This window comes from Micromonospora sp. NPDC048999 (assembly GCF_040649295.1).
In the GTDB taxonomy this organism is placed as follows: Bacteria; Actinomycetota; Actinomycetes; order Mycobacteriales; family Micromonosporaceae; genus Micromonospora.
Genome location: NZ_JBEZFI010000005.1, coordinates 252,110 through 274,788 on the forward strand (window position 1 = coordinate 252,110; position 22,679 = coordinate 274,788).

Consider the following 22,679-nt stretch of genomic DNA (forward strand, 5'->3'; position numbering starts at 1 on the left):
TCTTCGGGGCCGGGCACGCTCAGCGCGCGTCCACCTCGTGGATCTTCTCCGCCCCGAACGCCTCCCGGAGCAGCTGTACCGCCTGCTCCTCGCTGGACTGCCGGGCGGTCCGCTCGTCGATCACGTCGTCCAGCGGCTCGTCTCCCGGGTCGAAGCCCTCGTAGACGGGGGTCGCGGTCGCGCCGCCGGCCGAGACCGGCCCGTCGTAGTCCGGGTCGTAGGGCGGCTCACCGGCCCACTCGGCGTCCGCGGTCTGCCGCGCCTGCGCCGCGCGAGGCTCCCGACCCGACCCGCCGGCCGTCGCGGCCGCCGCCGCCGCCCGAGCCGCCGCGATCGCGCTGCTCACCGGCGCGCCGCCCGCCGCCGCCCGAGCCGCCGCGATCGCGCTGTTCGCCGGCGCACCACCAGCTGGCTGCGCCAGCGGCTCGGGTACGGCGGGAGCCGCCGCCGCGGTCGCCGTGGCGCCACCTGGCCGGGCTGCCTCCGGCCAGTCGCCGTCCCCACCGCCACCCGGACGGGCCGGCTCGGGCCACTCCTCGTCGTCGGTGGCGGCCCCGCCACCTGCGGCCGACCGGCCGGAAGGGCCAGCCGCCCGCGTCGGGCCGGTGCCGGCCGAGCCGTTCGGGGAGCCATCCGCGTCCGCCCGGGCGCGACCGGTCGCGGCAGGCCCGGTCGAGGCCTGGTCACGACTCGCGCCGCCCCCGCCGTCCGGAGCACCGCCCGCAGCGCCCGAACGGGCCGGGCCGGACGGACCCGTGGCGGGTGTGGCGGCAGCCGGCCGGGACGAGGCGGCGGGCCGGGCCGGGCCGCCGAGCGACGCGGCACCCCGCTCGCCGGCCACCTCGCAACGGATCTGCCAGCGGCCGCCCAACTCCTCGTAGAGCGCGTCGGTCAGCACCTGGGCGTGGTCGGCCATCATCTTGGCCAGCACCGTCGACTTCACGGTCAGCACCAGCGTGTCGCCGTCCACCTCGCGGACCACCGCGTCGCGCATCAGCGCCGCGATCCGCTTGTTGGTCCGGTTGACCTTGCCGACCGCCTCGGGCCAGACCCGGCGTACGGCGACCGCGTCCAGCGCGCCGGGCGGAGTCGAGCCGGGACGCGGCGGTTCCGGGGTGACCGGATCGGGCATCACCGCCGACGGCGACGCCGGACGCCGGACGGGGGCATCGGCCGGAGCCGCGTCGGCCGGGCCAGCGGCGACCGGACCGGGACGGGAACCGGCGGCCGCGGCGGCGGCCCGCGCGGCGGCCACCCCGCTCGGGGCGCCGGCAGCCGCCGGCGTGCCGGCGGTCTGCGAGTCGGGCGCGGCGGCAGCCGCGGCCGGGGCGGGAGGCTCTTGGCGTACCTCGGGGGCGGGGGCTACCGGCGCGGGGCCGGCGGCGGCCGACGACGGCTCGGCACCGCCCAGGGTGAGCCGGCGTTCCATCCGTTCGAGGCGCTGAAGCAGGCCGCCGGTCGAGTCGTCCACGCCGGGCAGCAGCATCCGGGCGCAGATCAGCTCCAGCACCAGCCGGGGGGCGGTGGTGCCGCGCATCTCCACCAGGCCGTTGTGCACGATGTCGGCGCAGCGGGACAGGGTGGCCGGACCGAGCCGCTGGGCCTGGGCGGCCATCCGCTCGATCTGGTCGTCCGGGCCGTCGATCAGGCCCTTGGCGACGGCGTCCGGCACCTGCTGCAGAACGATCAGGTCACGCAACCGTTCCAGCAGGTCGGAGGCGAACCGGCGGGGGTCGTGCCCGGCCTCGGCGACCCGGTCGACGGTCGCGTACGCGGCGGCGCCGTCCCCGGCGGCGAGCGCGTCGCACATCTCGTCGATCAGCGCGGAGTCGGTGACGCCGAGCAACGCGGCCGCCCGGGCGTAGCCGACCCCCTCCGGGCCGGCGCCCGCGATGAGCTGGTCGAGCACGGAGAGGCTGTCCCGGGCGCTGCCGCCACCGGCGCGCACCACCAGCGGGAAGACCGCCGGGTCGACCTGGACCCCCTCGGCCTCGCAGAGCTGCTCAAGGTAGGGCCGGAGCACCTTCGGCGGCATCAGCCGGAACGGGTAGTGGTGGGTCCGCGACTTGATCGTGCCGAGGACCTTCTCCGGCTCGGTGGTGGCGAAGATGAACTTGACGAACTCCGGCGGCTCCTCGACCAGCTTGAGCAGGGCGTTGAAGCCGGCCGACGAGACCATGTGCGCCTCGTCGATGACATAGATCTTGAAGCGGCTGCGGGCCGGCGCGAAAAACGCCTTCTCGCGCAACTCGCGAGCGTCGTCGACGCCACCGTGGCTGGCCGCGTCGATCTCGATGACGTCGATCGAGCCGGAGCCGTCGATGGCCAGCGAGCGACAGGACTCACACTGCCCGCAGGGCTCGGGGGTGGGACCCTGCTCACAGTTGAGCGAGCGGGCCAGGATCCGGGCGCTGGAGGTCTTGCCGCAGCCCCGGGGACCGGAGAAGAGGTAGGCGTGGTTCAGCCGCCCGCTACGCAGCGCCTGCGACAGCGGCTCGGTGACGTGCTCCTGACCAATGACCTCGGCGAACGTACGGGGCCGGTACTTGCGGTAAAGGGCCAATGCCACCCGTACCGCCTCCTCTCGACCGAGCCATTCTGCGCCGGTCGGGCGCGGGTGACCACCCACCACCCCGTGACCTGACCCGCAGGGACGTTACCGGCGCCCAGAGACAGAAAGGCCTCCCGTGCACCCGGCAGAGCTCGCTTATCCTTGCTGCCTTCCGGCCCTGGGGAGGTTCACGAGGTACCGCCGCACGGGAGGTGCCGCCAAGCCTACCCGACCCCTCGTCGATCTTCGGGGGGTGGTGGGGTGGCCCACCCGACGGAGACCTGTATCCTGGCTCGCGGAGGATTCGCCTAGAGGCCTAGGGCGCACGCTTGGAAAGCGTGTTGGGTTAACACCCTCACGAGTTCGAATCTCGTATCCTCCGCCGTTCACACGAAGGCCGGCCCCGAGCGGGGCCGGCCTTCCGTCGTCTCTGCCGGTCGTTCTCGTCTCAGTTGAGGGACGGAGGCACCTCCCTACCGTCCGGGAATCTGGCGCGGCGCCAGTTCGGCGACGGGCCACCGGAGTGTCTCGGGTCAGCGGCTTCACCATCTGACCTGCCGTGGGCCGGCCACCGCCTCGACATCGGCCTCATCGCGCTTGTGCGGCTGGGTGGGCGGGCGTCACGATAATGGCGCTTCATGCCCGAAGCTCCCGACCACGGGGGCTACCTCGCCCGTCGTACACATGTTCTATCCACAGCCTGTGGACGCCGAGAGGATCGGATGAGTTACCAGCTCAGCGCGGTCGTCGCCGACGTCGAGCTGCTCCGCGAGCGGACCGCCGACCTGGATCACGCGATCCTCGCCGCGCTCCGCCAGGACTTCGCGCTGCTGCCGGTCACCCCGCAGCTCGTGACGGAGCTGACCGGTGCGCTGCCCGACTTCGCCACCGGCGAGCCGTCCGTCGAGCAGCCCTTCGAGCTCGTCCTCTCGCCAGCCCTGAGCGAGCTGCTGGCGGGTTGGTCGCGGCAGGGGCCGGTGGCGTACCTGGAGGCGGAGTTCGCCGGCGGGCTGGGCCACCAGTCGGCCGCGGTCTGGCTGGGTGGCGCGGTGAGTTGGGGGCCGTGCTTCGACGACGTTTTCGACCGGCCCCGCGCCGAGTGGCCGATCAACGCGGCGCTCGGCCGGCTCGGCGCCGAGCCGGGGCCGTGGATCGACCTGTTCGCCGAGCTGGGCCTGCATCTGGAACGCGAAACGGCCGGCTGGCTGGCGCACGGCCGCCGCGGCCTCTCCGCCGACTACTGGGACGACCTCGCCGAAGAGTGGGAGCTGCGGCAATCCGGGCAACACCAGCAACCTCCGCGCCCCGGTCCCGTTGGGGACTGGGGGATTGCATGAGACTGCGACAATTCGGGTTTATAGCCGTGCTGATGATGGCCGCCTCGCTCGTCGGTAGCGGTGTCCGTCCACAGGGGGCGGCCGTGCCGGCCCGGCCCGTCGAGGTGGTCGGCCTGACTGGGCTGCGCAACGCCGAATTCGGCACCACTGAGCAGGAACTGACCCGGCGCGGGATCCTGCGTAGCGACGTGGCGGCGTGCGGCCCGACGCTGACCGGGCACGGGTCCGTGAGCCCGATCTTCGCCGACAACCGCCTGGTCCTGCTCTGGCTCGATGACCCGATGAGCACGCCCGAGGGAATCACCGTCGGCACCCCGCTCCCCGCAGTGCGCGCCGCCTATCCGTCGGCGGCCGAGTTGGCCGCTCCACAGGGGACGCACCGGTTCGACGGACTGCTGGCCCGCGACGGCGACCGCGCGTACCTCTTCCTCCACGACCGGGCCACGGTCCGGAAAATCATCGCCGGGTACGCGGAGTGGGCCCGCCGCCTCTTCGACGAGGGCTACGGCCCCTGCTGATCGATCGACGAGCGCGACCAGTAAAGACGATTGCTATCGATCGACGCCCGTGGAATCATCACCTCGTCCGCGCAGGTCGCGCGGCATTTCACGGGGGAGTTGATGTTGAGGACAACCCTGCCCAACTTCCGGCACAAGGGCCTGCCGCGGCTGACGATGCTCGCCGCGTTGACCACCACCATGGCGAGCGTCCTGATCGGACCGCCCGCCGCGACCGCGGCGCCGTCACCGGCTTCATCGGCGGCGCCGACCACGACCACGGCTCCGTCGGACCCAGCGGCCAGCCCGTCGACCACCGCGCCAGCCGCTCCGGGTAAGACAGCCACCGCCGGGATCGACGGCGGAAAGTCCACCGACGCCGCGCAGAGCACCGGCTCCGGCGGCTGCGGCGGAAAGCTCGCCTTCGGCAAGGTTGAGCGTTGCTCGGCGATCAGCGGTGCACAGCAGAACGCCTGGACGGTCACCTCAACCGCCGCCCAGGACACGATCTACCTCCGGCTCAAGAGCGTGTCGGGCGAGGGCGTCAGCGCCCAGGTCACCGACCCCAACGGAGACGTCGTCTGTTACGTCCTGCCGTACCTGAACGAGTGCCGGCTCGGCGGGGCGGGCAAGTACACGGTCACCGTGACGCTTTACTACGGAACCGGGACGGGTGCCTACACGCTCTCCGCCGAGTCCATGCGGAAGCCGTCGGAGTGCGGCAACCTGCCGGAGAACTTCTTCTCCTTCGCCTCGGCGGGGCGCAGCGGCACGCTCCCGGCCGGCCTGGCCGCCCGCTGCTACAAGTTCAACCAGCCGACCGGCACCGTGCTGCGCCCGGCGCGCTCGGGCAGCGGTGACGTGCGGGGCGTTGTTCTGGACTCGCAGTACCAGCCGGCGGGGTGCACGGTGGGGTACACCTCCGAGTGCACCCTCACCGGGCCCGGCCCGTACCGGCTCTTCCTGCAGGAGTTCTACGGCGACGAGGCCGCGTACACCCTCAAGATGCCACGCATTTCGCGCGCGGTCGGGTGCCCGACCCTGCGGCTGGCGTCCTTCGGTAATCCCGGCACCGCCGTGAGCAACGGGACCGTGCCGGGCTACGACGGGATGACCTGCCTGTCGTTGTCCAGCACCACGGCCGGCGCGGTCGTGGTCCGCCTCAACCAGTTCGCGAACCAGTACCTCGGCTGGCGGGTGTACGACGCCGACGGCCGGCAGGTGTGCGAGAAGTGGTCCGACGAGCGTTCCTGTGCTCTGCCGACGGCGGGCTCCTACCTGCTCCTCCTCACTCAGACCTGGTACTGGGAGCCGGTGACCTACCAGCTGGCCGTGGTGGCGCTCAGCCGCGCCGAGGGGTGCGCCTCGACCATCGGCACCGCCTGGGACCAGCCGACCCAGGTGGTGCACCAGACCTCGGCCGTGCAGACCCACTGCCAGCCGTTCCGGGGCCGGGCCGGCGACCGGATCATGGTGTACCAGGCCCCGGACGTCTACGACGACACCTTCTCCTGGTTGGTCGACGAGCAGGGGAAGGTGCTCTGCTCCGAGTGGTCGGAGGACGACGGGTGTGCCCTGCCCGCCGCCGGGACCTACCGGGTGATCTCGTACCTGGGATACCGGGGTACGGACAGCGCCGACCTCACGTACCGCATGCAGGTGCGGTCGTTGACCGACCCGACCGGCTGCCCCACGGTCACACCCGGCGCCTACAACGCCGCGCCGGCCGGGGCGCTCGGCGGCATCCGCTGCCGGGTCCTCGACCTGCCGGCCGCCGGCACCTACCGGGTGCGGGCCGTCGACGCCGACAACTACCGCCAGTGGGGGTCCGTCTACGACGCTGCCGGGCACAAGTTCTGCACTGATGTGTGGTGCCAGGTCCCGGCCGCCGGGAAGTACACCCTGGTGCTCAATGCGGCGGAGCCCGGCAGGGTTATCGACGAAAACTTCCGGTACGCGTTGGCCCTGCTGCCGTGGACGCCGTCGGGCTGCCGGCCGGCGTCCGACACCGGCTGGCAGGGCACGCCGGTCCGGGGCGAGTTCACCGCTGCCGGCCAGTTCGACTGCCTGCAACTCGCCAGCCCGGCCGGATCCCGGGTCGTGGAGCTGCTGCCCGGCCGCGCCACCGGTGCCGCCGCCCCGGACATCACCGTCGTCGACTCGACCGGCGAATACCTGTGCGACTGGTACTCCGTGCGCCAGTACGCCTGCGAGTTGGCCGGCGAGGCACCGTACTTCGCGGTGCTCAACTCCGACGACGGCGCGCCCACTGGGGCGTACTCGCTGGCCTTCGCCCGGACTGACGGCCCGCCGGCCTGCCCGGTGCTGCCGGCGGACGCGACGGGGGCCACGGTGACCACGGGCACGGACCGGTACGCGGTCTGCTTCACCATCCCGGCGAACCAACGGGGCACCGGGGAGTCGATCACCTGGAAGCGGCTCACCGGCACCGGTGACGCCCGGCTCTCCGTCTTCTCCGAGTCCGGTATCCGCTACTGCGGCCCCGCCACCTACGCCGTCGAGCGGACCATCTCCTGCTCGCCCCCGGCAGGCGCGCTCACCGTGATCCTGGAGACGGCTGCGGTCGACGCGACGTACCAGCTCACCCACCGCGACGCGGCGCTGCCGCCCGCGTGAGCCACGGCGGGCCGGCCCTATCAGGGCCGGCCCGCCGACCTGCCCCTAGATGCGGAAACGCCCGGCCGATCCGTCAGGACCAGCCGGGCGTTTCCGTTGGCGGTGGCGGCGGGATTTGAACCCGCGGAGGGCGTAAACCCTCACACGCTTTCGAGGCGTGCTCCTTAGGCCACTCGGACACACCACCGCCGAGTACGGTACAGGATCACCGGTCCGGACGCCGAACCGGTATCCCCCGGCCCAACCTGGCAGGATCTTTGGCATGAGTACGCACATCGGCGCTGAGCCGGGAGAGATCGCCGAACGGGTTCTGATGCCGGGTGACCCGCTGCGGGCCAAGTGGATCGCGGAGACGTACCTCGAGGACGCTCGCTGCTACACGACGGTCCGCGGCATGCTGGGCTTCACCGGCCGCTGGAAGGGCGTCGAGGTCTCCGTCCAGGGCTCCGGCATGGGCATGCCGTCGGCCTCCATCTACGCCCACGAGCTGATCAACGAGTACGGCGTGAAGACCCTGATCCGGGTTGGCTCCTGCGGTGCCCTCCGCGAGGACCTCCAACTGCGGGACGTGATCGCCGCGATCGGGTCGTCCACCGACTCGAACATGAACCGTATGCGCTTCGACGGGCTGATCGACTACGCCCCGGTCGCCGACTTCGGCCTGCTGCGCACCTCCGTCGAGGTGGCCGAGCAGCGCGGTATCACCATGCACGTCGGCCCGATCCTGGCGGCGGACGCCTTCTACACCGACCGCCCCGACCTCTACGACGCCCTCGCCGACTACGGCGTGCTCGCGGTGGAGATGGAGTCGGCGGCGCTCTACACCATCGCGGCCCGGTTCAAGGCCCGCGCGCTGACCATCCTGACGGTCAGTGACCACATCAAGACCGGCGAGAAGACCACCGCCGCTGAGCGGGAGCAGACCTTCAGCCAGATGGTCGAGGTCGCCCTCGACACCGCGATCGCCTGACCCGTCCGAGCCCTCGCCGCCCCGCCACCGTCGCCGGTGGCGGGGCGGCCGCGTTCCAGATCACAAAAATAAATACGACCGGTCGTGCTTCTTTTGGATTACGCTCCCCGCATGACCTCCGACGGCCGCATCGCCCGCGGTGAGCGCACCCGCGCCGCGGCGCTGGACGCCGCCGTGGCCCTGGCCACCGAGGCCGGTCTGCACGGGCTTTCCCTCGCGCAACTCGCCGACGCCCTCGGAGTGAGCAAGTCCGGCCTGTTCGCGCACTGGCGGTCCAAGGAGGCCCTCCAGCTCGCCACCGTCGACCGGGCGGTGGCCCAGTGGCAGGAGCGGATCGTCCAGCCGGCCCTGCACGCCCCCCGGGGCGTACGGCGGCTGTGGGCCGTGCACGAGGCCCGGATCGACTTCTACGCCGCCCGGGTGCTCCCCGGCGGCTGCTTCTTCGCGAACACCGAGTTCGAGTACAACGCCCGTCCCGGCCCGGTCCGGGACCGGCTCGTCGAGGCGTTCGGCCAATGGACCGCCTTCCTCGAACGCCTCGTCCAGGAGGCGGTCGACCTCGGCGAACTCCCCGCCGACGTGGACGCCCCGCAGCTGGCGTACGAGATCGACGCGCTCGGGATCAGCGCCGTGATGCGCTCCCGGCTGCTCGCCCCGGACACCGCCTACCGGCACGCCCGCCAGGGCCTGCTGAACCGCCTACGGGCACTGTGCCCCGATCCGAACCTGCTACCGGAAGGTCTGCAATGAGCCACGCCACCGTCGATCGCCCCGCCGTCGAGTTCGGCCACGTCGAGCACGTCCCGGTGCACTTCGACGACCTCGACGCCATGGGCATCCTGCACAACGCGCGGTACGCGGTGCTGCTGGAACGGGCCCTGACGCCGTACTGGGCCGAGCGCGGCATCGCCTTCCAGGGCGGGCGGTCCACGGCCCCGGACGTGTTCCACGCGGTACGCGAGTTCAACATCACCTACCACGCCCCGATCAGCGGAACCGGGCCGGTGGCCGTGCACTTCTGGCTCGACCACTTCGGCACCAGCAGCGCCCGGTACGCCTACGAGTTCCGGTCGGTGGACGGTGCCACCCTGCACGCCGACGGCACCCGCTCGATCGTCCGGCTCGACCCGGCGACCATGCGCCCCACCGCCTGGACCGACGCCGCCCGGGCGGTCGCCGCAACCCTGCTGCGTCCGTGAGCGGGAGGGACGTGTAACCGGGCCCCTGCTTACCTGAAGAAGGCGCGGAGGAGGGCGGCGCTCTCGGTTTCGAGGACGCCGCCGTAGACCTCGGGGCGGTGGGTGAGGCGGCGGTCGCGCAGGACGTCCCAGAGTGAGCCCACCGCGCCCGTCTTCGGTTCCCACGCACCGAAGACCACCGTGGAGATCCGGGCCAGCGCGATCGCGCCCGCGCACATCGTGCACGGCTCCAGCGTCACCACCAGGGTGCAGTCCGCCAGCCGCCAGTGGCCCAGCCGCTCGGCGGCCCGGCGCAGCGCCAGCACCTCGGCGTGCGCGGTCGGATCGCCTGTCAGCTCGCGTTCGTTGCGCCCGATGGCCAGCTCAACGCCGTTCGGGCCGTAGACGACCGCACCGACCGGGACGTCCTCGACCGTGGCTTCCCCGTCCGCCGCCGGGTCGCTGTCCGGGCCGGTCACCGCGATCTCCAGGGCCCGACGCATCCACAGCTCATGCCGCTGCCGGCGGCCTGCGCCACCCGGATCGGCCAGCCCCTCGTCCGCGCCGGGGCCGACCCGGCCGACCGCGCCCGGGGTCGGCTGCCCGGGGCGTACGGTCTCCAGCGCCGGGTCGGTGACGTCGGCCGGCTCCCCGCCGCCGGTCGGCACCGCTCCGGGCGGCTCAGACCTCACGCAGCTCCTCGACCTCGTCCGCACAGCCGAGCACCTGGCAGATCTCGGCGACGACGTCGGCCGGCATCATTCCCTCGTGGCCGCAAAGGGCCAGCAGCTTCTGCGCCGAGATGCCCAGGTTGGCGAGGATGTCCGCGTCGCCCACCGGATCGGCCTCCGGATCCGCCGCCGGCTGCTCGGTCTCGTCGTCGCCGCCGGCGGCCGCCCGCGGCTCGTCGGTGTCCTCCAGGCCGGTGACCGAGGTCTTCAGGTCACCGACCAGCAGGGCGCCCAGCCTCGACTCGTCCGCGTACGCCGAGTCGGAGCCGAAGATCCGCAGATCCTCCCCCTCGTCCAAGCGCAGGATCACCAGGTAGGTGTCGTCGGCCTCGACGAACAGCAGGGACAGGTCGGCGTCCGGCTCGACGTCGCGCAGCCGGTCGGCGACCTCCTCGATGTCGGTGACGCCCCGCAGGCTCACCTCGTCGGCGGTCCAGCCGCCCTCGACGCGCGCCACGGCAGCAGCGAAGTACGACACGGTCCCCCCAAATTGGCCTCGGCAACAGCCGACTCACGCGTGCACGTTAACCGGTCGGGTCGGCAGGCGACCGGTCAACGCCCCGAAGGGCCGGCCGTTGCTGGAGAAAGTCGGGTCAGCCGGCGATGCGCCGGCGGGTGGCGATGAGCTGACGCAGCCGCTCGCTGCGGGCCCGCTGCGGCCGCTCGCGCTGGCGTACGGCGCGGGCACCGGCCAACTCGGCGAGGAGTTGCAGGCGGCGGCGGCTCCGCTCGGGGTCAAGCCGCGGCGGAATGGTCCAGGCCATACCGCGAGCGTGGCCCGTCACCGCGCGTACGTCAAGACGGCCTTCGCTGCGCAGTGACCCATACGCGTTGCGTCACCAGAGTGGCCAGACCCCGCTCTGCGCCCAGCGGAGCATGACGAGGGCGGCGGCGATGCTCCAGCCGCCGGCGGTGACGATCGCGACGCCGGTGGCCACCCCCCGGTCGCCGTACCGGGCCAGCGCTCCGGCGGCCAGCCAGGCCAGCCCGCCGGCGACCAGCGTCCACCAGGCGTAGCTGGGCAGATCGCGGCCGAGCAGGCCGAACAGGAGCAGCCAGGCGAAGGCGACCCCGGCACCGGACGCGACGCCACCGCCGCTGACCGGGTACGGCTCGCGCCACGTCGGCCGCATCGGCGCCCCGGCCGGGAAGAGCCCCGACGGGGTACGCGGCAGCGGGCGGTCCGGGCCCGGACCGGCCCCGCCGGGTACGTCGTGCCACCCGTTCATCGCCCCTGCTCCCTTCACCGACGGCGGACCCACCGAGATCACGCAGAGCTACCGTCCACGAATCCGAACGGACGCCGGACCGGAACTCGGCGTTCGTGCCCACGGTAGTGGTCTGTCAGGATGACCGGATGCGCTCGCGATCGACCGTACGCCGCCCGCACGCGGCGTACCCGGTCCTGCTGCTCCTACCGGCCCTGGTCGCCGGGTGCGCCGCCGCCGGCCGGCCCTCGGCCGTCGCGTGGCAGGGTCCGAGCGCCGCAGCCACCGCCGAGCAGCCCGCCGGGGCGACCGCCGTCGGGCCGGGGACGCCGCCGGAGACCGCGACCCCGCCGCCGTCGCCGACCGGTACGCCTCCGCGACACGTCTTCCCGGTGCGCGCCGACAAGGTCGCCTACCACCCCACGCACGGGGCGTACCCGGCCACGGACATTTTCGCCGACTGCGGCGCCCCGGTCATCGCGGTCACCGACGGCCAGATCCTCGAGGTGAGCCGGGTCGACCGGTTCGACAAGCGCGGCCCGCTCGGGCCGTTAAACGGGGGCCTGTCGGTCTCCCTGCTCGGCGACGACGGGGTCCGCTACTACGGGTCGCACCTGAGCGCCGTTGCCACCGGCATCGACCCGGGCGTACGCGTCCACGCCGGCGAGCCGCTCGGCGAGGTCGGGCGCACCGGTAACGCCAACAATGTGTGTCACCTGCACTTCGGCATCTCTCCCGAGTGTCAGGGCCACGACGACTGGTGGATCCGCCGGGGCGTGATCTGGCCGGCCCCCTACCTGGACTCGTGGCGGGCGCGGGGCAACCGCGAACCGGCCGCCAAGGTAGCTGCCTGGCAGCGCAAACACGGCTGCCCCAAGGCCCCGGCCAAGGCCGACGGCACCGGCTGACCGCCGTCCATTCCCGACACCCGGCGCGACGCCGGGCGACCGGCGACGCGGGCGCGTAGTTTGCAGGACATGACTGCCCGGGACCCCATCGCCGACCTGCGTCGGATCGCGTTCCTGTTGGAGAAGGCGAACGAGGCCACCTACCGGGTCCGGGCGTTCCGGTCGGCGGCCAACACGCTCGCCGCGCTGCCTGCCGGGGAGGTGGCCGAACGGGCGCGTACCGGCAACCTGACCGAGCTGACCGGGGTCGGCGACGTCACCGCCCGCTGCGTGGCCGAGTCACTGGCCGGCGAGGAGCCGGTCTACCTGCGGCGGCTGGTCGCCACCGAGGGCACCGACCTGAACGCCGCCGCCGCAGCCCTGCGGGACGCGCTGCGCGGTGACTGCCACACCCACTCCGACTGGTCGGACGGCGGCTCACCGATCGAGGAGATGGCCCTGGCGGCGGTCGAGCTGGGGCACGAATATCTGGTGCTGACCGACCACTCGCCCCGGCTGAAGGTGGCCCGGGGGCTGACCGCGGAGCGGCTGCGCAGGCAGCTCGACCACGTGGCCGCGGTGAACGACGCGCTGCCGAAGGGCTTCCGCATCCTCACCGGCATCGAGGTGGACATCCTCGCCGACGGATCGCTGGACCAGGACGAGGAGTTGCTCGCCCGCCTCGACGTGGTGGTCGGCTCGGTGCACAGCGGCCTCAACGACGAGCGGTCGAAGATGACCCGGCGAATGCTCACCGCCGTCGCCAACCCGCACCTGGACATCCTCGGCCACTGCACCGGCCGCATGGTCTCGTCCCGACCGGCCGGGGTGACGGGACCGGGCGACCGGGGGCACCGGGCGCGTACCCGCGCCGAGAGCGACTTCGACGCGGACGCGGTCTTCGCGGCCTGCGCGGACCACGGCGTGGCGGTCGAGATCAACTCGCGCCCGGAGCGACAGGACCCGCCGAAGCGGCTGATCCGACGCGCCCTGGAGGCCGGCTGCCGGTTCGCCATCAACACCGACGCGCACGCCCCCGGTCAGCTGGACTGGCAGCGTTTCGGCTGCGAACGCGCGGCGCTCTGCGGCGTGCCGGCGAACCGGGTGGTCAACACCTGGAAGGCGGACCGCCTGGTGAAGTGGACCCGCACCCACCGCTGACCCGGCACCGGCTCGGGGCCGGCTGGGCCGGCTCAGCGGTGGGTGGGCTGGCTCCGCGGTGGTGGGCTGGCTTCAGCCCCGGGCGGCCGGCTCCGCCTCGGCGAGCGGTGCCACGAGCGGCGCGGCGGGAGCGCCGAGCATGGGACGCGGCCGGCGCCGGCCGAGCACCCCCTGCGCGACCGCCACACCGAGCAGCACGACCAGCGCGCCCGCCGGCTGGTGCCAGTTCATCCGCTCGCCGAGCACCGCCGCGCCGACCAGCACCGCGAAGATCGGGATCAGGTACGTGACGGTGGACGCCGTGCTCGCCCCGGCCACCCGGATGTTGCGCAGGTTGATCACGAAGGCCAGCCCGGTGCCGAGCGCGCCGAGCGCCAGCACGCTGCCGACCACCCGCGCGGAGAGGTCGCCCGGCACCGGCGGCGCGCCGGCCACCAGCGGCGCGACCACCGCGAGCTGCGCCGTCGCGACCAGCAGCTGCGCCGCCGACAGCGACAGACCGGAGTACGAGCTGCCCGCGATGAACTTCTTCTGGTACGGAATGGCCACGCCGTAGCAGGCCGCCGCCCCGAGGCACATCAGCTGGCCGGTGAAGTGCGACCCGCCGACGCCCTCCCAGACGCCGAGCACCACCAGCACGCCGGCGAAGCCCAGCCCCAGCCCGACCGCCCGCCGCACGGTCAGCCGCTCGGTGCGGAACACCAGCACCGCCAACGGCAGCACGATCAGCGGCGTGGTGGCGTTCCAGATGCCGGCGAGCATCGACTCCACCCGCTGCTCGCCGAAGCCGAAGAGGGTGAACGGCAGGGCGACGCCGAAGGCGGCGACCACCAGCAGGTGCGCCCAGATCCGGGGCTCGCGGGGCAGCCGGTCACGCAACACGGCCAGTACCACCAGCAGGGTCGCCGCGCCGGTGGCGACCCGGTAGAGGGTGAGGTGCAGCGGGTGCAGCTCGGTCACCCCGATCTTGATGAAGAGGAAGCTGGAACCCCAAATCACGCCGAGCGCGAGGAAGCCGGGCAGCCAGCTCCGCAGCGCCGCCCGGTCAGGAGTCAAATCGGCTGTCACCCCTGACACTTTGCCGCAGGGGTACGACGAAGTCCCGCGAAAATCGGACGCGGTGTCGTGCGCCACAGCAACCGACCTGCCGTTCCCGATCGAGTTCGATCCGGCGGACCTGCTGCCCTGAACACGGCAAACACGGTCGACAGCGGGCTGGCCGGGTCACGTAGGGTCGCAGCGTGGGACGAATCGATGACCTCGCCAACCAGTACGTGGCCGACTGGGCCCGGCTGAGCCCGACCGGCGCCACCTACGTCGGCATCGCCGGCTACGACGACCAGCTCGACGACCTTTCCCCGGACGGATACGCGGCCCGCGCCGATCTGGTCCGACGCGCTCTGGCCGACCTCGACGTGACCGAGCCGGACTCGGAGGCCGAGCGGACCGCCAAGGAGGCGATGCAGGAGCGCCTCGGCCTGGATCTCGCCCGGCACGAGGCCGGCGAGACCACCAGCGAGGTCAACGTGATCGCCAGCGCGCTGCACGACATCCGCATGGTCTTCGACCTCATGCCGACCGAGGGCGACGACGCCAGGGCCAACATCGCCACCCGACTCAACCGCTTCGCCAGTGCCCTGGAGGGCTACAAGCGCACGCTACGCGAGTCGGCCGCGACCGGAAAGATCAGCTCGCAGGTGCAGCTGGTCGAGGTCGCCAAGCAGTGCGACATCTGGACCGACCCGAACGGCGACAACTTCTTCCACGGCCTGGCCGACCGGCTCGGGGTCGACGGCACACTCGGCGCCGAGCTGCGCAAGGGCGCCGCCGCCGCCACCGCGGCCACCGCCGAGTTCGGGCAGTTCCTCCGCAAGGAGATGGCCCCGCAGGGCCGGCAGAAGCAGGCCGCCGGGCGGGAGCGGTACGAGCTGGCGTCGCAGTACTTCCTCGGCGCCAAGGTCGACCTCGACGAGACGTACGCCTGGGGTTTCGCGGAGCTGGCCCGCCTGGAGGGCGAGATGCGAGCCGTTGCGAAGCGGATCGCGGGTTCAGGCGCGACTGTCGATGATGCCGTAGCGGCGCTGGACGCCGACCCGGCCCGGACCATCAAGGGCAAGGAGGCCTTCCGGGACTGGATGCAGGCGCTCGCCGAAAAGGCGATCACCGAACTGAACGGCACCCACTTCGACATCCCCGAGCAGGTCCGCCGGATCGAGTGCTGCCTCGCCCCGACCAGTGACGGCGGGATCTACTACACCGGCCCCAGCGAGGACTTCTCCCGGCCGGGCCGGATGTGGTGGGCGGTGCCGCAGGGCGTCACCGACTTCTCCACCTGGCGCGAGGTGACCACGGTCTACCACGAGGGGGTGCCGGGCCACCACCTGCAGGTCGCCCAGACCGCCGTCCGCGCCGACCTGCTCAACCGATGGCAGCGGCTGCTCTGCTGGGTCTCCGGGCACGGTGAGGGCTGGGCGCTCTACTCCGAGCGGCTGATGGACGACCTGGGCTACCTCGACGACCCGGGCGACAAGCTCGGCATGCTCGACGGGCAGGCGTTCCGCGCGGCCCGGGTGATCGTCGACATCGGCATGCACCTGGAGCTGGAGATCCCCCGGGACAACCCGTTCGGTTTCCACCCGGGCGAGCGCTGGACGCCGGAGCTGGGCTGGGAGTTCATGCGGGCGCACTGCCGGGTGCCGGACGAGAACCTGCGCTTCGAACTCAACCGCTACCTGGGCTGGCCGGGGCAGGCCCCGTCGTACAAGGTGGGCGAGCGGATCTGGCTGCAGGCGCGGGAGGAGGCGAAGGCCCGCAAGGGCGCCGACTTCGACCTCAAGGAGTTCCACCGGCAGGCGCTCGACCTGGGCGCGCTGGGGCTCGACCCGCTGCGCCGGGCGCTGGCCCGACTGTAGGGACGACGAACGGCCGGGAGTCGGAGGTCTCCTCCGGCTCCCGGCCGTTTCGCGTGTCGAGCGTGATCAGGCCAGGTCGAGCTTGAGCGCCGGCTTGGCGGTGAGCGTCTTGGAGTCGACGAACGCCAGGTCGATCACCGGGTCGGTGAAGGTGACGGACACCGGCGAGGTGACCGGGAGGCCGTGCGGCAGCGGCAGTTCGGGGGTAAGCGTGATCTTGACACCCTCGAGCCGTCCGACGAAGCGGGTGGCGTAGAAGGCGACATCACCCTCGACGGCGAGCTGCTTGGTGACGTACCGCTGCCGGCGGCCCGCCGGCCCGTCGGCCTGCAGGACGAAGTCGTCCGTCACGCCCTTGGTCATGGAAAACTTCAAACACTTCAGGGTGCCGCCTTCGATGGGCAGCTCGACGATGCCCTCGAACCGCAGCCCGGTCATGGTCACCTTGGACCCGGTGAGCTTCGAGGGTCGGGCGGCGACCTGGGGCTGCCCCGGGTCGGCGGCGATCTGGGGCAGCGGCTCACCCACCTCGACCGGTTCCGGCGTGGTCGGCGCCGGGCTGTCGCACGGTTCGGTGTTCAGCTTTCCCGGCCGGGCGGGCTTCGGCACGGCGCGGACCGGGGTGATGGTGACGACGGTCTTGGTCGCCGCCGGGCCGGCGGGGACCGCCGCGAGAGCGGCCGCGCCGGCGGGGTGCCCACCCGTGACCAGCCGGGTGACTCCGTCGACGATGCCGGTCAGCAGGTTGCCGTCCGAGCCCTCCTCGGTCGGTTCGGGGATCGGGCTGGCCGAGCCGGAGTCCGGGGTTGAGGCGGACGGGCTCGGAGCGGCCGAGCTGGGATCGGCAGGGCTGGGAGCGGCCGGGCTGGGAGTCGGGCAGCCGGCGGGCGAGGCCAGGGCGACCTCCTCGCCCCGAAGCGCGACCAGGCCGGCCATGGACATGCTGACGAGCACCAGCAGGATCGCGTACAGCTTCGGGTCGCGGTGCCGCCCCGGCCCGTGCGGCGTGTCCGGGCCGACGGCCGGCAGGGACTGGGTGGAGTCGGCGGCACCGGCCGGCGGTTCCGCCGGAGCCGCCTCAAGCAGCGGGTTACGCGGCTCGGGCAGCGTGTCGGTGAGGACGCCGGTGGTCTCCTCCTCGCGCTGCCGGGGCAGCAGCTCGTCGACGAGGGCCAACTCCTCCTCGCCGCCGACCGTGTCCTCGTCCGGAACCGGCCCGTCCCCGGCCGTCGCTGGCCTGCGGGCGGGCACCCAGGCGAAGCCGAGCGCACTACCGATCATGCCGAGCAGTAGGCCGATGAAGAAGCCGCCGAGGTTCACCCCGATCAGCGAGTAGACCGCGGTGACCGCGGCAACGACGGAGTAGAACATCCGCTGCTGCGGGCTGAACCAGAGCAGCATGCCGCAGGTGGCGAGGATGGCCGGGATCAGCCAGGCGAGAAATCCGGTCGGTCCCATCGCGAAGGTGAGCCCGTTCAAACTCATCTTCGTACTGCCGAAGATCTCCAGGCCGGCCAACGCGGTGAGGAGCCCACCCCAGAACGGCCGCGTTCGCCGCCACCGGCGGAAATCACGCCACGCCTGACCGAACCGGCCGGGCCGGACGTGCTGCGTCTCGGCGCTTGTCACGTACTCCTCCTGGCAGTGCTGACGTGGTGAGACGTGAACGAGGCCCGCGGAGGGCGCCCTCCGCGGGCCTCGGCATCAGTTCAGAAGCATTCCTTGGCATCCTTGCCAATGTTGATCTTCATCTTCAGGCCGGTCAGCTTGAAGGTGCCGGCGCTGGTGGAGCGGGCCACCTGCTTCAGGCCGGTGATGGTCACCTCGTCGGCGCTCTGTCCGAAGGTCCCCTGCTTGGCGTGCGAGTTCAGGTCGCTCGCGTCGCGGCCGATGTCGATTTTCTTGAACTCCGCGTCGCCCTCGAGGGAGTCCATTTCGATCAGCATGCCGCTGGCCTCGGCCGGCTTGCCGCGACCGCCGGCGTTGATGGTCAGCACGATCGGCACGCCCGGCAGGCTGGCGTCGACCGACTGGCACAGGTCGTACAGACTGGCGGTGGCGATCTCGGAGACGGCCACCGGGTGCTGGGTCCCGTCCTTCTCCACGGCGATGCCGCCGTACTGTTTGAAGCCCTTACCGACCAGCTTCGAGGCGCCGACCTTGAAGGTCTGGCCCGAGACGTTGAACGACGCGGCAATGGCGCCGTTGGACATGCCGAACACGATGGCGCCGGCCACGGCGGTCGCCGGCACCATCATTGCGGCGAAGCGACGCCAGCGGGTGCCGCCACCGACCTGGCGGTCTTCCGATTCACTCACGGGGTCCTCCTCGAGAGGGTGCGTCACCGGACGCGGGACGCGACGCGGGACGGGGAAAGCTGCGGGGCGACGCGGCTGCCGTCGTGCCGACGGCTCACGCAGTGCGCGGATTGGATGCTCTCGCGAAGCGACACAGCTCACAAGACCCTGCTACTGACCAGTAATACGTGCGCGCCGACATTCGCGCCAATGATTACCGACGGTGAATATCTTGACGGCCATCGACCCCGGGCAAACCATCGCGATTACGACAGGAGGGCAGACCGTTCTCACCTGCGGTAGGCATGACGGACTTTCATCACAGTTCGGTAACGGCAGGCTGACAAACCGCTGAGGATGATCGGGCGTTCACCCGTCCGGCGGAAGCGACTGACCATCCGGTGCCTGCGATTCAGATCACTCGATTCAGCCAGGACCCCAACAGATGATGGTCGATCGAGTCGATCCGACCCAGCGGATGCCCATCGGCGACCCGCGCCCGCAACTCCTCCCGGGTGAACCAACGCGCGTCCACCAACTCCTCGCCGTCGACCCGCACCTGGGTCGACGCCGCCGTCGCCCGGAAGCCGACCATCAACCCCGCCGGGAACGGCCACGCCTGCGACCCCTGGTACGACACGTCCACGACGGTCACCCCGGCCTCCTCGACCAACTCCCGGCGGACCGCGTCCTCCAGGGTCTCACCGACCTCGACGAACCCGGCCAACGTCGACCACGACCCCTCCGGCGCGCCCCGGTGCCGGGCCAGCAGGCAGCGCTCCGGCTCGCCCGGCGCCTCGACCAGCACGATGACCGCCGGCTCGATCCGGGGAAAGAGCAGCCGGCCGCAGCCAGCACCGGCACACGACCGCGTGTGCCCGCCGTCCCGCGCCACCGTCGGCGCCCCGCAGCCGCCGCAGTATCGCTGCCCCCGGTGCCAGTGCAGCAACCCCTTGGCGTACGCCTGCACGGCCGCCTCGGCCGGTGTCAGCGCGCCCACCAGGGCCCGCACGTCCACCGCCTCGGCCGCACCGGCCAACGCCAGCGCCTCCCGCTCGGGCCGACCGGAAAGGTCGGCGGCGAAGATCGCCCGCCCCGCGTCCAGCCCGAGGAAGACCGTCTCGGCGGCGGCGGCGAGCAGCCCGGCGGCGGCGACGGCGGCCAGGCGCACCGGCATCCGATCCGCCGCGACCAGGCAGCGGTCCCGCCAGTGCGGCAGCAGCACGCTCTCCCGGTCGGTCAGCCGCGCAGCGATCCACCCCGGGTCGGTCCGCAGCCCAGCCGCCCGGTCCAGCCACCCACCGCCGTACGCCAGGCCCCGCTCATTCGTCCGCACCCGCACACCGTCGCACGCCCACCGGCCGCCGCACCCACCAGGCGCAGGTGATCGTCGCGACACCCGCGCCGAGCAGCCAGGACAGGTAGCCGAGCGCCGACCGGCGATTCCTGGCCGGCTCACGCGTTAGTTACCGTAGGTGTCTTCCGGGCGGGGAAAGCCATCCCCCGTGGTACTTCCGATCGAGGTTGCTGTGACGCTGTACGGCGACAAACTGCCGCCCGCCGATGACCGGCCCACCGTGCAGGTCACGGCGGTGAGCTGGCCGGACGACGAGCCGGACGCCGTCGCACCGACGCCGGCCCGACCCGCCGGCCCCACGCCGACCCGCCGCGGGCGGCTGCTGCTCGCCGGCGGGGTCGCCGCGGCCGTGCTCGCCGGCGTCGCCGGAGCCGGCGCCTACGCGTACGCGGGGGACGTGCCCCGGGGCACCATCGTGCTCGGCACCGAGTTGGGCGGCCGGAGCCGGGCCGGCGCGGCCCAGGCGCTCCGCGCCGAACTGGACCAGCGGTCGGCGGCGCTGAACGCCCCGATCAGCATCACCGTGGGCGAGCAGCGCGTCGAGGTGCAGCCGGCCGACATCGGCCTCGCGATCGACGTGGGCGCCACCGTGGCGGCGGCTGCCGCCGCCGAGGCGCACCCGGTAAGCCGCCTGGTCGGCTCCCGCACGGTCGAGCCGGTGGTCGTCGTCGACGCCACCAGGCTGGACGCCACGCTGAGCCGGGCGCTCGGCGACCAGGGCCGGGACATGACCATGCCGGCCATCATCTTCACCGGCACCACCCCGAAACCGGTCTACCCGAAGCCGGCCCTGACGGTGGACCCCGGCGCGGCCGACACGGTCAAGGCCGGCTGGCTCGCCGGCCGGCCGGTCACCGTGCCGCTGGTCGAGAAGTGGCCTGCGACCAGCCGCGCCGAGGTGGACCGACTCGTCGCCGAGCTGGCCGAGCCGGCGGTGTCGGCTCCCGTCACACTCTCCACCGATCAGGGCTCGGTCACCATTCCACCCGCCGCGATCGCCAGCGGCCTGCGCTTCTTCTCCGACGACGCGGGCAGGCTGAACCCGCGGGTGGACATGAAACGGCTACGCGCCGCGCTCGGCGACCGGCTGACAAAGATCGAAGTCGAGCCGAGGGACGCGAGCCTGACCATTGCCGGCGGCAAGCCGAAGACGGTGCCCGGCCGGGCCGGCAAACAGGTCGACGCGACCGCGCTGAGTCGCGACCTGCTCGCCGTGTTGCCGCAGGCGGACGGTCGTACGGTGGCCGCCACGCTGAAGCCGGTCGAGCCGGAACTGACCGAGGCGAAGCTGGCCGACCTGGGCATCAAGGAACGGGTCTCCACCTTCACCACGCGGTTCACCGGCGGCCTTTCCTCGCCGCGCAGCCAGAACATCATCCGGGTGGCGAAGGACGTGAACGGCGCGATCGTGAAGCCCGGCGAGACGTTCTCGCTCAACGGCCACACCGGCGAGCGCGGATACGACCAGGGCTACCAGGACGCGGCGACCATCGTCAACGGCAAGCTGGTGCCGGGGGTGGGCGGCGGCGTCTCACAGTTCACCACGACGCTGTTCAACGCCGCCTACTACGCCGGGCTGGAAGATGTCGAGCACAAGCCGCACTCGTTCTACTTCAGCCGCTACCCCGCGGTGATCGAGTCGACGATCTACTGGCCGCAACTCGACTTGAAGTTCCGCAACAACACCCCGCACGGCATCCTGATCAACACGTCCTACACGTCCGGCAGCGTCACCGTGTCGATCTGGAGCACCAAAATCTACGACAGCGTCAAGACCGAGTACGGCCCCCGCCGGGACATCTCCCAACCCAACACGGTCCACCTGGAGCCGGGCCCCACGTGCATCGCCGCCGAGGGCAGCGTGGGCTTCGCCCAGGACGCCTACCGCGTCATCACCGAGGACGGCAAGGTGATCAAGCGGGAGAAGTTCAGTTGGCGCTACGCCCCCGAGCCGCGCTTCATCTGCGGCCCGAAGCCCGCCACCTGACGTCCGTCCAGGTCAGGCACCTGCAAGCCCCGCCGGCTGCGTCACCGGCGGGGCTTTCCCATGTCGTACGCCCTCAGGGCCGCGCCGCGGCCAGCCCCTGCCGTACGCCGTCCGCGTCGCGGTCGGCGCCGTAGACCGGCGTGCCGGGCTGCTGCCGCCAGCTCGCGTCGAGCGTCCCGCCGTCGACGGGGTCGAAGCCCAGCTCGTCCACCAGCTCCATCACTACCTGCTTGGCGGCCGGGTCGTCGCCCGCCACCGGCAGGGCGATCCGGTCGGGTGCGCCCGCCGGCCGACCGTTGTCCATCAGGTGCGCAGCCCGGATGGTGTTGAAGACCTTCACCACCCGGGCGCCCTTGAGGTGCTCCGCGGTCCAGCGACTGGAGGTGAGGCTACGGTCGACCAGGTCGGGGATCTCGCCGTCCCGCTCGGGGTAGTAGTTGTCCGCGTCGGCGACCAGCTTGCCGTCGAACAGCGCGGCCGGCAGGTCCGGCACCGCCCTGACCGGTACGGCGATGACCACCAACTCGGAACCCTGCACGGTCTCCTCCAGCGTGCCGGCCGTGGCGCCGGTCTCCGCCGCGAGCTCGGTCAGGCTCTGCGGCCCGCGTGAGTTGGTCACGGTCACGTCGTGGCCCAGTGCACGCAGTCGACGGGTGAGGGTGCCACCGATGTGACCCGACCCGATGATTCCGATCTTCATGACCACTCCTGCCTCCGCCAGCAGTGCCGGGGCGCCAGGCGGCCCCGGCATCGACGGTACGAGACCCGGCAGGCGGTACGCGGGGATTCCTGAACCTAACCCGCCTGATCCGGCCAGGAAATAGCCAGGGAAACGCAGTCAGGGGCACCCCGAAGGGTGCCCCTGACCGAAAGTTTGTCCGGCGGTGTCCTACTCTCCCACACCCTCCCGAGTGCAGTACCATCGGCGCTGGAGGGCTTAGCTTCCGGGTTCGGAATGTGACCGGGCGT

General features: G+C 72.2%; 20 protein-coding genes, 2 tRNA genes, 1 rRNA gene and 1 other RNA gene. 11 read left to right on the plus strand and 13 right to left on the minus strand.

The window, feature by feature from the left end:
• Positions 1–19: 19 nt before the first annotated feature.
• Both AB0C02_RS10470 and ffs read right to left on the minus strand, forming a co-directional pair.
• Positions 20–2,569 carry a DNA polymerase III subunit gamma and tau gene (locus AB0C02_RS10470; protein WP_357543302.1) on the minus strand — a complete coding sequence of 850 codons (2,550 nt, stop codon included), beginning with the start codon at positions 2,567–2,569 and terminating at the stop codon, positions 20–22.
• 107 nt (positions 2,570–2,676) lie between these two features.
• Positions 2,677–2,766, minus strand: an RNA gene (gene ffs, locus AB0C02_RS10475) — signal recognition particle sRNA small type.
• 82 nt (positions 2,767–2,848) lie between these two features.
• Between ffs and AB0C02_RS10480 the strand changes: the two genes are divergently transcribed.
• The 4 genes from AB0C02_RS10480 (at position 2,849) to AB0C02_RS10495 (ending at position 7,022) form a co-directional block, all read left to right on the plus strand.
• Positions 2,849–2,933, plus strand: a tRNA-Ser gene (locus tag AB0C02_RS10480).
• A 340-nt stretch (positions 2,934–3,273) separates the two neighbouring features.
• Positions 3,274–3,888: a hypothetical protein gene (locus tag AB0C02_RS10485; protein ID WP_357543304.1), complete on the plus strand. Its 615-nt coding sequence runs from the start codon at positions 3,274–3,276 to the stop codon at positions 3,886–3,888.
• A 32-nt stretch (positions 3,889–3,920) separates the two neighbouring features.
• A complete protein-coding gene (locus tag AB0C02_RS10490) occupies positions 3,921–4,406 on the plus strand; it encodes a hypothetical protein (RefSeq protein ID WP_357543366.1) in 486 nt (161 codons plus the stop codon).
• Between the two features lie 102 nt (positions 4,407–4,508).
• Positions 4,509–7,022: a hypothetical protein gene (locus AB0C02_RS10495; protein WP_357543306.1), complete on the plus strand. Its 2,514-nt coding sequence runs from the start codon at positions 4,509–4,511 to the stop codon at positions 7,020–7,022.
• 97 nt (positions 7,023–7,119) lie between these two features.
• Here the strand turns inward: AB0C02_RS10495 and AB0C02_RS10500 are convergent.
• Positions 7,120–7,209: transfer RNA gene (locus tag AB0C02_RS10500), tRNA-Ser, on the minus strand.
• Positions 7,210–7,284: 75 nt separating this feature from the next.
• Between AB0C02_RS10500 and deoD the strand changes: the two genes are divergently transcribed.
• The 3 genes from deoD (at position 7,285) to AB0C02_RS10515 (ending at position 9,191) form a co-directional block, all read left to right on the plus strand.
• Positions 7,285–7,992, plus strand: coding sequence for a purine-nucleoside phosphorylase (gene deoD / locus AB0C02_RS10505; RefSeq protein WP_357543308.1), 708 nt, complete (start codon positions 7,285–7,287; stop codon positions 7,990–7,992).
• A 111-nt stretch (positions 7,993–8,103) separates the two neighbouring features.
• Entirely contained in the window at positions 8,104–8,742 is a 639-nt protein-coding gene (locus AB0C02_RS10510) for a TetR/AcrR family transcriptional regulator (RefSeq protein ID WP_357543310.1), read from the plus strand.
• Positions 8,739–9,191 carry a thioesterase family protein gene (locus tag AB0C02_RS10515; RefSeq protein ID WP_357543312.1) on the plus strand — a complete coding sequence of 151 codons (453 nt, stop codon included), beginning with the start codon at positions 8,739–8,741 and terminating at the stop codon, positions 9,189–9,191. Before AB0C02_RS10510 ends, AB0C02_RS10515 begins: the two co-directional genes overlap by 4 nt.
• A 29-nt stretch (positions 9,192–9,220) precedes the next feature.
• Here AB0C02_RS10515 and AB0C02_RS10520 read toward each other — a convergent pair whose 3' ends face one another.
• The 4 genes from AB0C02_RS10520 to AB0C02_RS10535 form a co-directional block, all read right to left on the minus strand.
• Positions 9,221–9,673, minus strand: a complete 453-nt coding sequence (locus AB0C02_RS10520; protein ID WP_357543368.1) for a nucleoside deaminase — start codon at positions 9,671–9,673, stop codon at positions 9,221–9,223.
• A 178-nt stretch (positions 9,674–9,851) separates the two neighbouring features.
• Positions 9,852–10,379: a tRNA adenosine deaminase-associated protein gene (locus AB0C02_RS10525; protein ID WP_357543314.1), complete on the minus strand. Its 528-nt coding sequence runs from the start codon at positions 10,377–10,379 to the stop codon at positions 9,852–9,854.
• 115 nt (positions 10,380–10,494) lie between these two features.
• Positions 10,495–10,665 (minus strand): hypothetical protein, encoded by a 171-nt coding sequence (locus tag AB0C02_RS10530; protein WP_357543316.1) that lies wholly within the window; start codon positions 10,663–10,665, stop codon positions 10,495–10,497.
• 72 nt (positions 10,666–10,737) lie between these two features.
• On the minus strand, positions 10,738–11,034 hold the full coding sequence (locus AB0C02_RS10535; protein ID WP_357543369.1) for a hypothetical protein: 297 nt from the start codon (positions 11,032–11,034) through the stop codon (positions 10,738–10,740).
• A 224-nt stretch (positions 11,035–11,258) separates the two neighbouring features.
• On the opposite strand from AB0C02_RS10535, the gene AB0C02_RS10540 reads away from it, so the two are divergent.
• Together AB0C02_RS10540 and AB0C02_RS10545 are read left to right on the plus strand one after the other, a co-directional pair.
• A complete protein-coding gene (locus AB0C02_RS10540) occupies positions 11,259–12,017 on the plus strand; it encodes a M23 family metallopeptidase (RefSeq protein WP_357543318.1) in 759 nt (252 codons plus the stop codon).
• Positions 12,018–12,086: 69 nt separating this feature from the next.
• On the plus strand, positions 12,087–13,157 hold the full coding sequence (locus AB0C02_RS10545; protein WP_357543320.1) for a PHP domain-containing protein: 1,071 nt from the start codon (positions 12,087–12,089) through the stop codon (positions 13,155–13,157).
• Between the two features lie 72 nt (positions 13,158–13,229).
• Here AB0C02_RS10545 and AB0C02_RS10550 read toward each other — a convergent pair whose 3' ends face one another.
• Entirely contained in the window at positions 13,230–14,225 is a 996-nt protein-coding gene (locus tag AB0C02_RS10550; protein ID WP_357543322.1) for a DMT family transporter, read from the minus strand.
• A 173-nt stretch (positions 14,226–14,398) separates the two neighbouring features.
• On the opposite strand from AB0C02_RS10550, the gene AB0C02_RS10555 reads away from it, so the two are divergent.
• The gene (locus AB0C02_RS10555) at positions 14,399–16,069 is read left to right on the plus strand and encodes a DUF885 domain-containing protein (RefSeq protein ID WP_357543324.1); all 1,671 of its coding nucleotides are present in this window, start codon (positions 14,399–14,401) and stop codon (positions 16,067–16,069) included.
• Between the two features lie 66 nt (positions 16,070–16,135).
• On the opposite strand, the gene AB0C02_RS10560 is transcribed toward AB0C02_RS10555, so the two are convergent.
• The 3 genes from AB0C02_RS10560 to nudC all read right to left on the minus strand — a co-directional run bounded on the left by AB0C02_RS10560 (position 16,136) and on the right by nudC (position 19,702).
• Complete coding sequence (locus AB0C02_RS10560; protein ID WP_357543326.1) at positions 16,136–17,698, minus strand: DUF6114 domain-containing protein; 1,563 nt, start codon at positions 17,696–17,698, stop codon at positions 16,136–16,138.
• Between the two features lie 80 nt (positions 17,699–17,778).
• Positions 17,779–18,327, minus strand: coding sequence for a DUF6230 family protein (locus AB0C02_RS10565; RefSeq protein WP_357543371.1), 549 nt, complete (start codon positions 18,325–18,327; stop codon positions 17,779–17,781).
• A 451-nt stretch (positions 18,328–18,778) separates the two neighbouring features.
• Complete coding sequence (gene nudC / locus AB0C02_RS10570) at positions 18,779–19,702, minus strand: NAD(+) diphosphatase (RefSeq protein ID WP_357543328.1); 924 nt, start codon at positions 19,700–19,702, stop codon at positions 18,779–18,781.
• Between the two features lie 193 nt (positions 19,703–19,895).
• Here nudC and AB0C02_RS10575 point away from each other — a divergent pair, with 193 nt between their 5' ends.
• Positions 19,896–21,710: a VanW family protein gene (locus AB0C02_RS10575; protein ID WP_357543330.1), complete on the plus strand. Its 1,815-nt coding sequence runs from the start codon at positions 19,896–19,898 to the stop codon at positions 21,708–21,710.
• A 73-nt stretch (positions 21,711–21,783) separates the two neighbouring features.
• Here AB0C02_RS10575 and AB0C02_RS10580 read toward each other — a convergent pair whose 3' ends face one another.
• Positions 21,784–22,410, minus strand: a complete 627-nt coding sequence (locus tag AB0C02_RS10580; protein WP_357543332.1) for an NAD(P)-binding domain-containing protein — start codon at positions 22,408–22,410, stop codon at positions 21,784–21,786.
• Positions 22,411–22,586: 176 nt separating this feature from the next.
• Positions 22,587–22,679: ribosomal RNA gene (gene rrf / locus AB0C02_RS10585) — 5S ribosomal RNA — on the minus strand; the annotation flags it as partial.

Coding starts and splice junctions, on each gene's coding strand:
- AB0C02_RS10485 (WP_357543304.1), top strand. CDS start 3,274: ATGAGTTACCAGCTCAGCGCGGTCGTCGCCGACGTCGAGCTGCTCCGC.
- AB0C02_RS10490 (WP_357543366.1), top strand. CDS start 3,921: ATGATGGCCGCCTCGCTCGTCGGTAGCGGTGTCCGTCCACAGGGGGCG.
- AB0C02_RS10495 (WP_357543306.1), top strand. CDS start 4,509: ATGTTGAGGACAACCCTGCCCAACTTCCGGCACAAGGGCCTGCCGCGG.
- deoD (WP_357543308.1), top strand. CDS start 7,285: ATGAGTACGCACATCGGCGCTGAGCCGGGAGAGATCGCCGAACGGGTT.
- AB0C02_RS10510 (WP_357543310.1), top strand. CDS start 8,104: ATGACCTCCGACGGCCGCATCGCCCGCGGTGAGCGCACCCGCGCCGCG.
- AB0C02_RS10515 (WP_357543312.1), top strand. CDS start 8,739: ATGAGCCACGCCACCGTCGATCGCCCCGCCGTCGAGTTCGGCCACGTC.
- AB0C02_RS10520 (WP_357543368.1), bottom strand. CDS start 9,673: ATGCGTCGGGCCCTGGAGATCGCGGTGACCGGCCCGGACAGCGACCCG.
- AB0C02_RS10530 (WP_357543316.1), bottom strand. CDS start 10,665: ATGGCCTGGACCATTCCGCCGCGGCTTGACCCCGAGCGGAGCCGCCGC.
- AB0C02_RS10535 (WP_357543369.1), bottom strand. CDS start 11,034: ATGCGGCCGACGTGGCGCGAGCCGTACCCGGTCAGCGGCGGTGGCGTC.
- AB0C02_RS10540 (WP_357543318.1), top strand. CDS start 11,259: ATGCGCTCGCGATCGACCGTACGCCGCCCGCACGCGGCGTACCCGGTC.
- AB0C02_RS10545 (WP_357543320.1), top strand. CDS start 12,087: ATGACTGCCCGGGACCCCATCGCCGACCTGCGTCGGATCGCGTTCCTG.
- AB0C02_RS10565 (WP_357543371.1), bottom strand. CDS start 18,327: ATGATGGTGCCGGCGACCGCCGTGGCCGGCGCCATCGTGTTCGGCATG.
- AB0C02_RS10580 (WP_357543332.1), bottom strand. CDS start 22,410: ATGAAGATCGGAATCATCGGGTCGGGTCACATCGGTGGCACCCTCACC.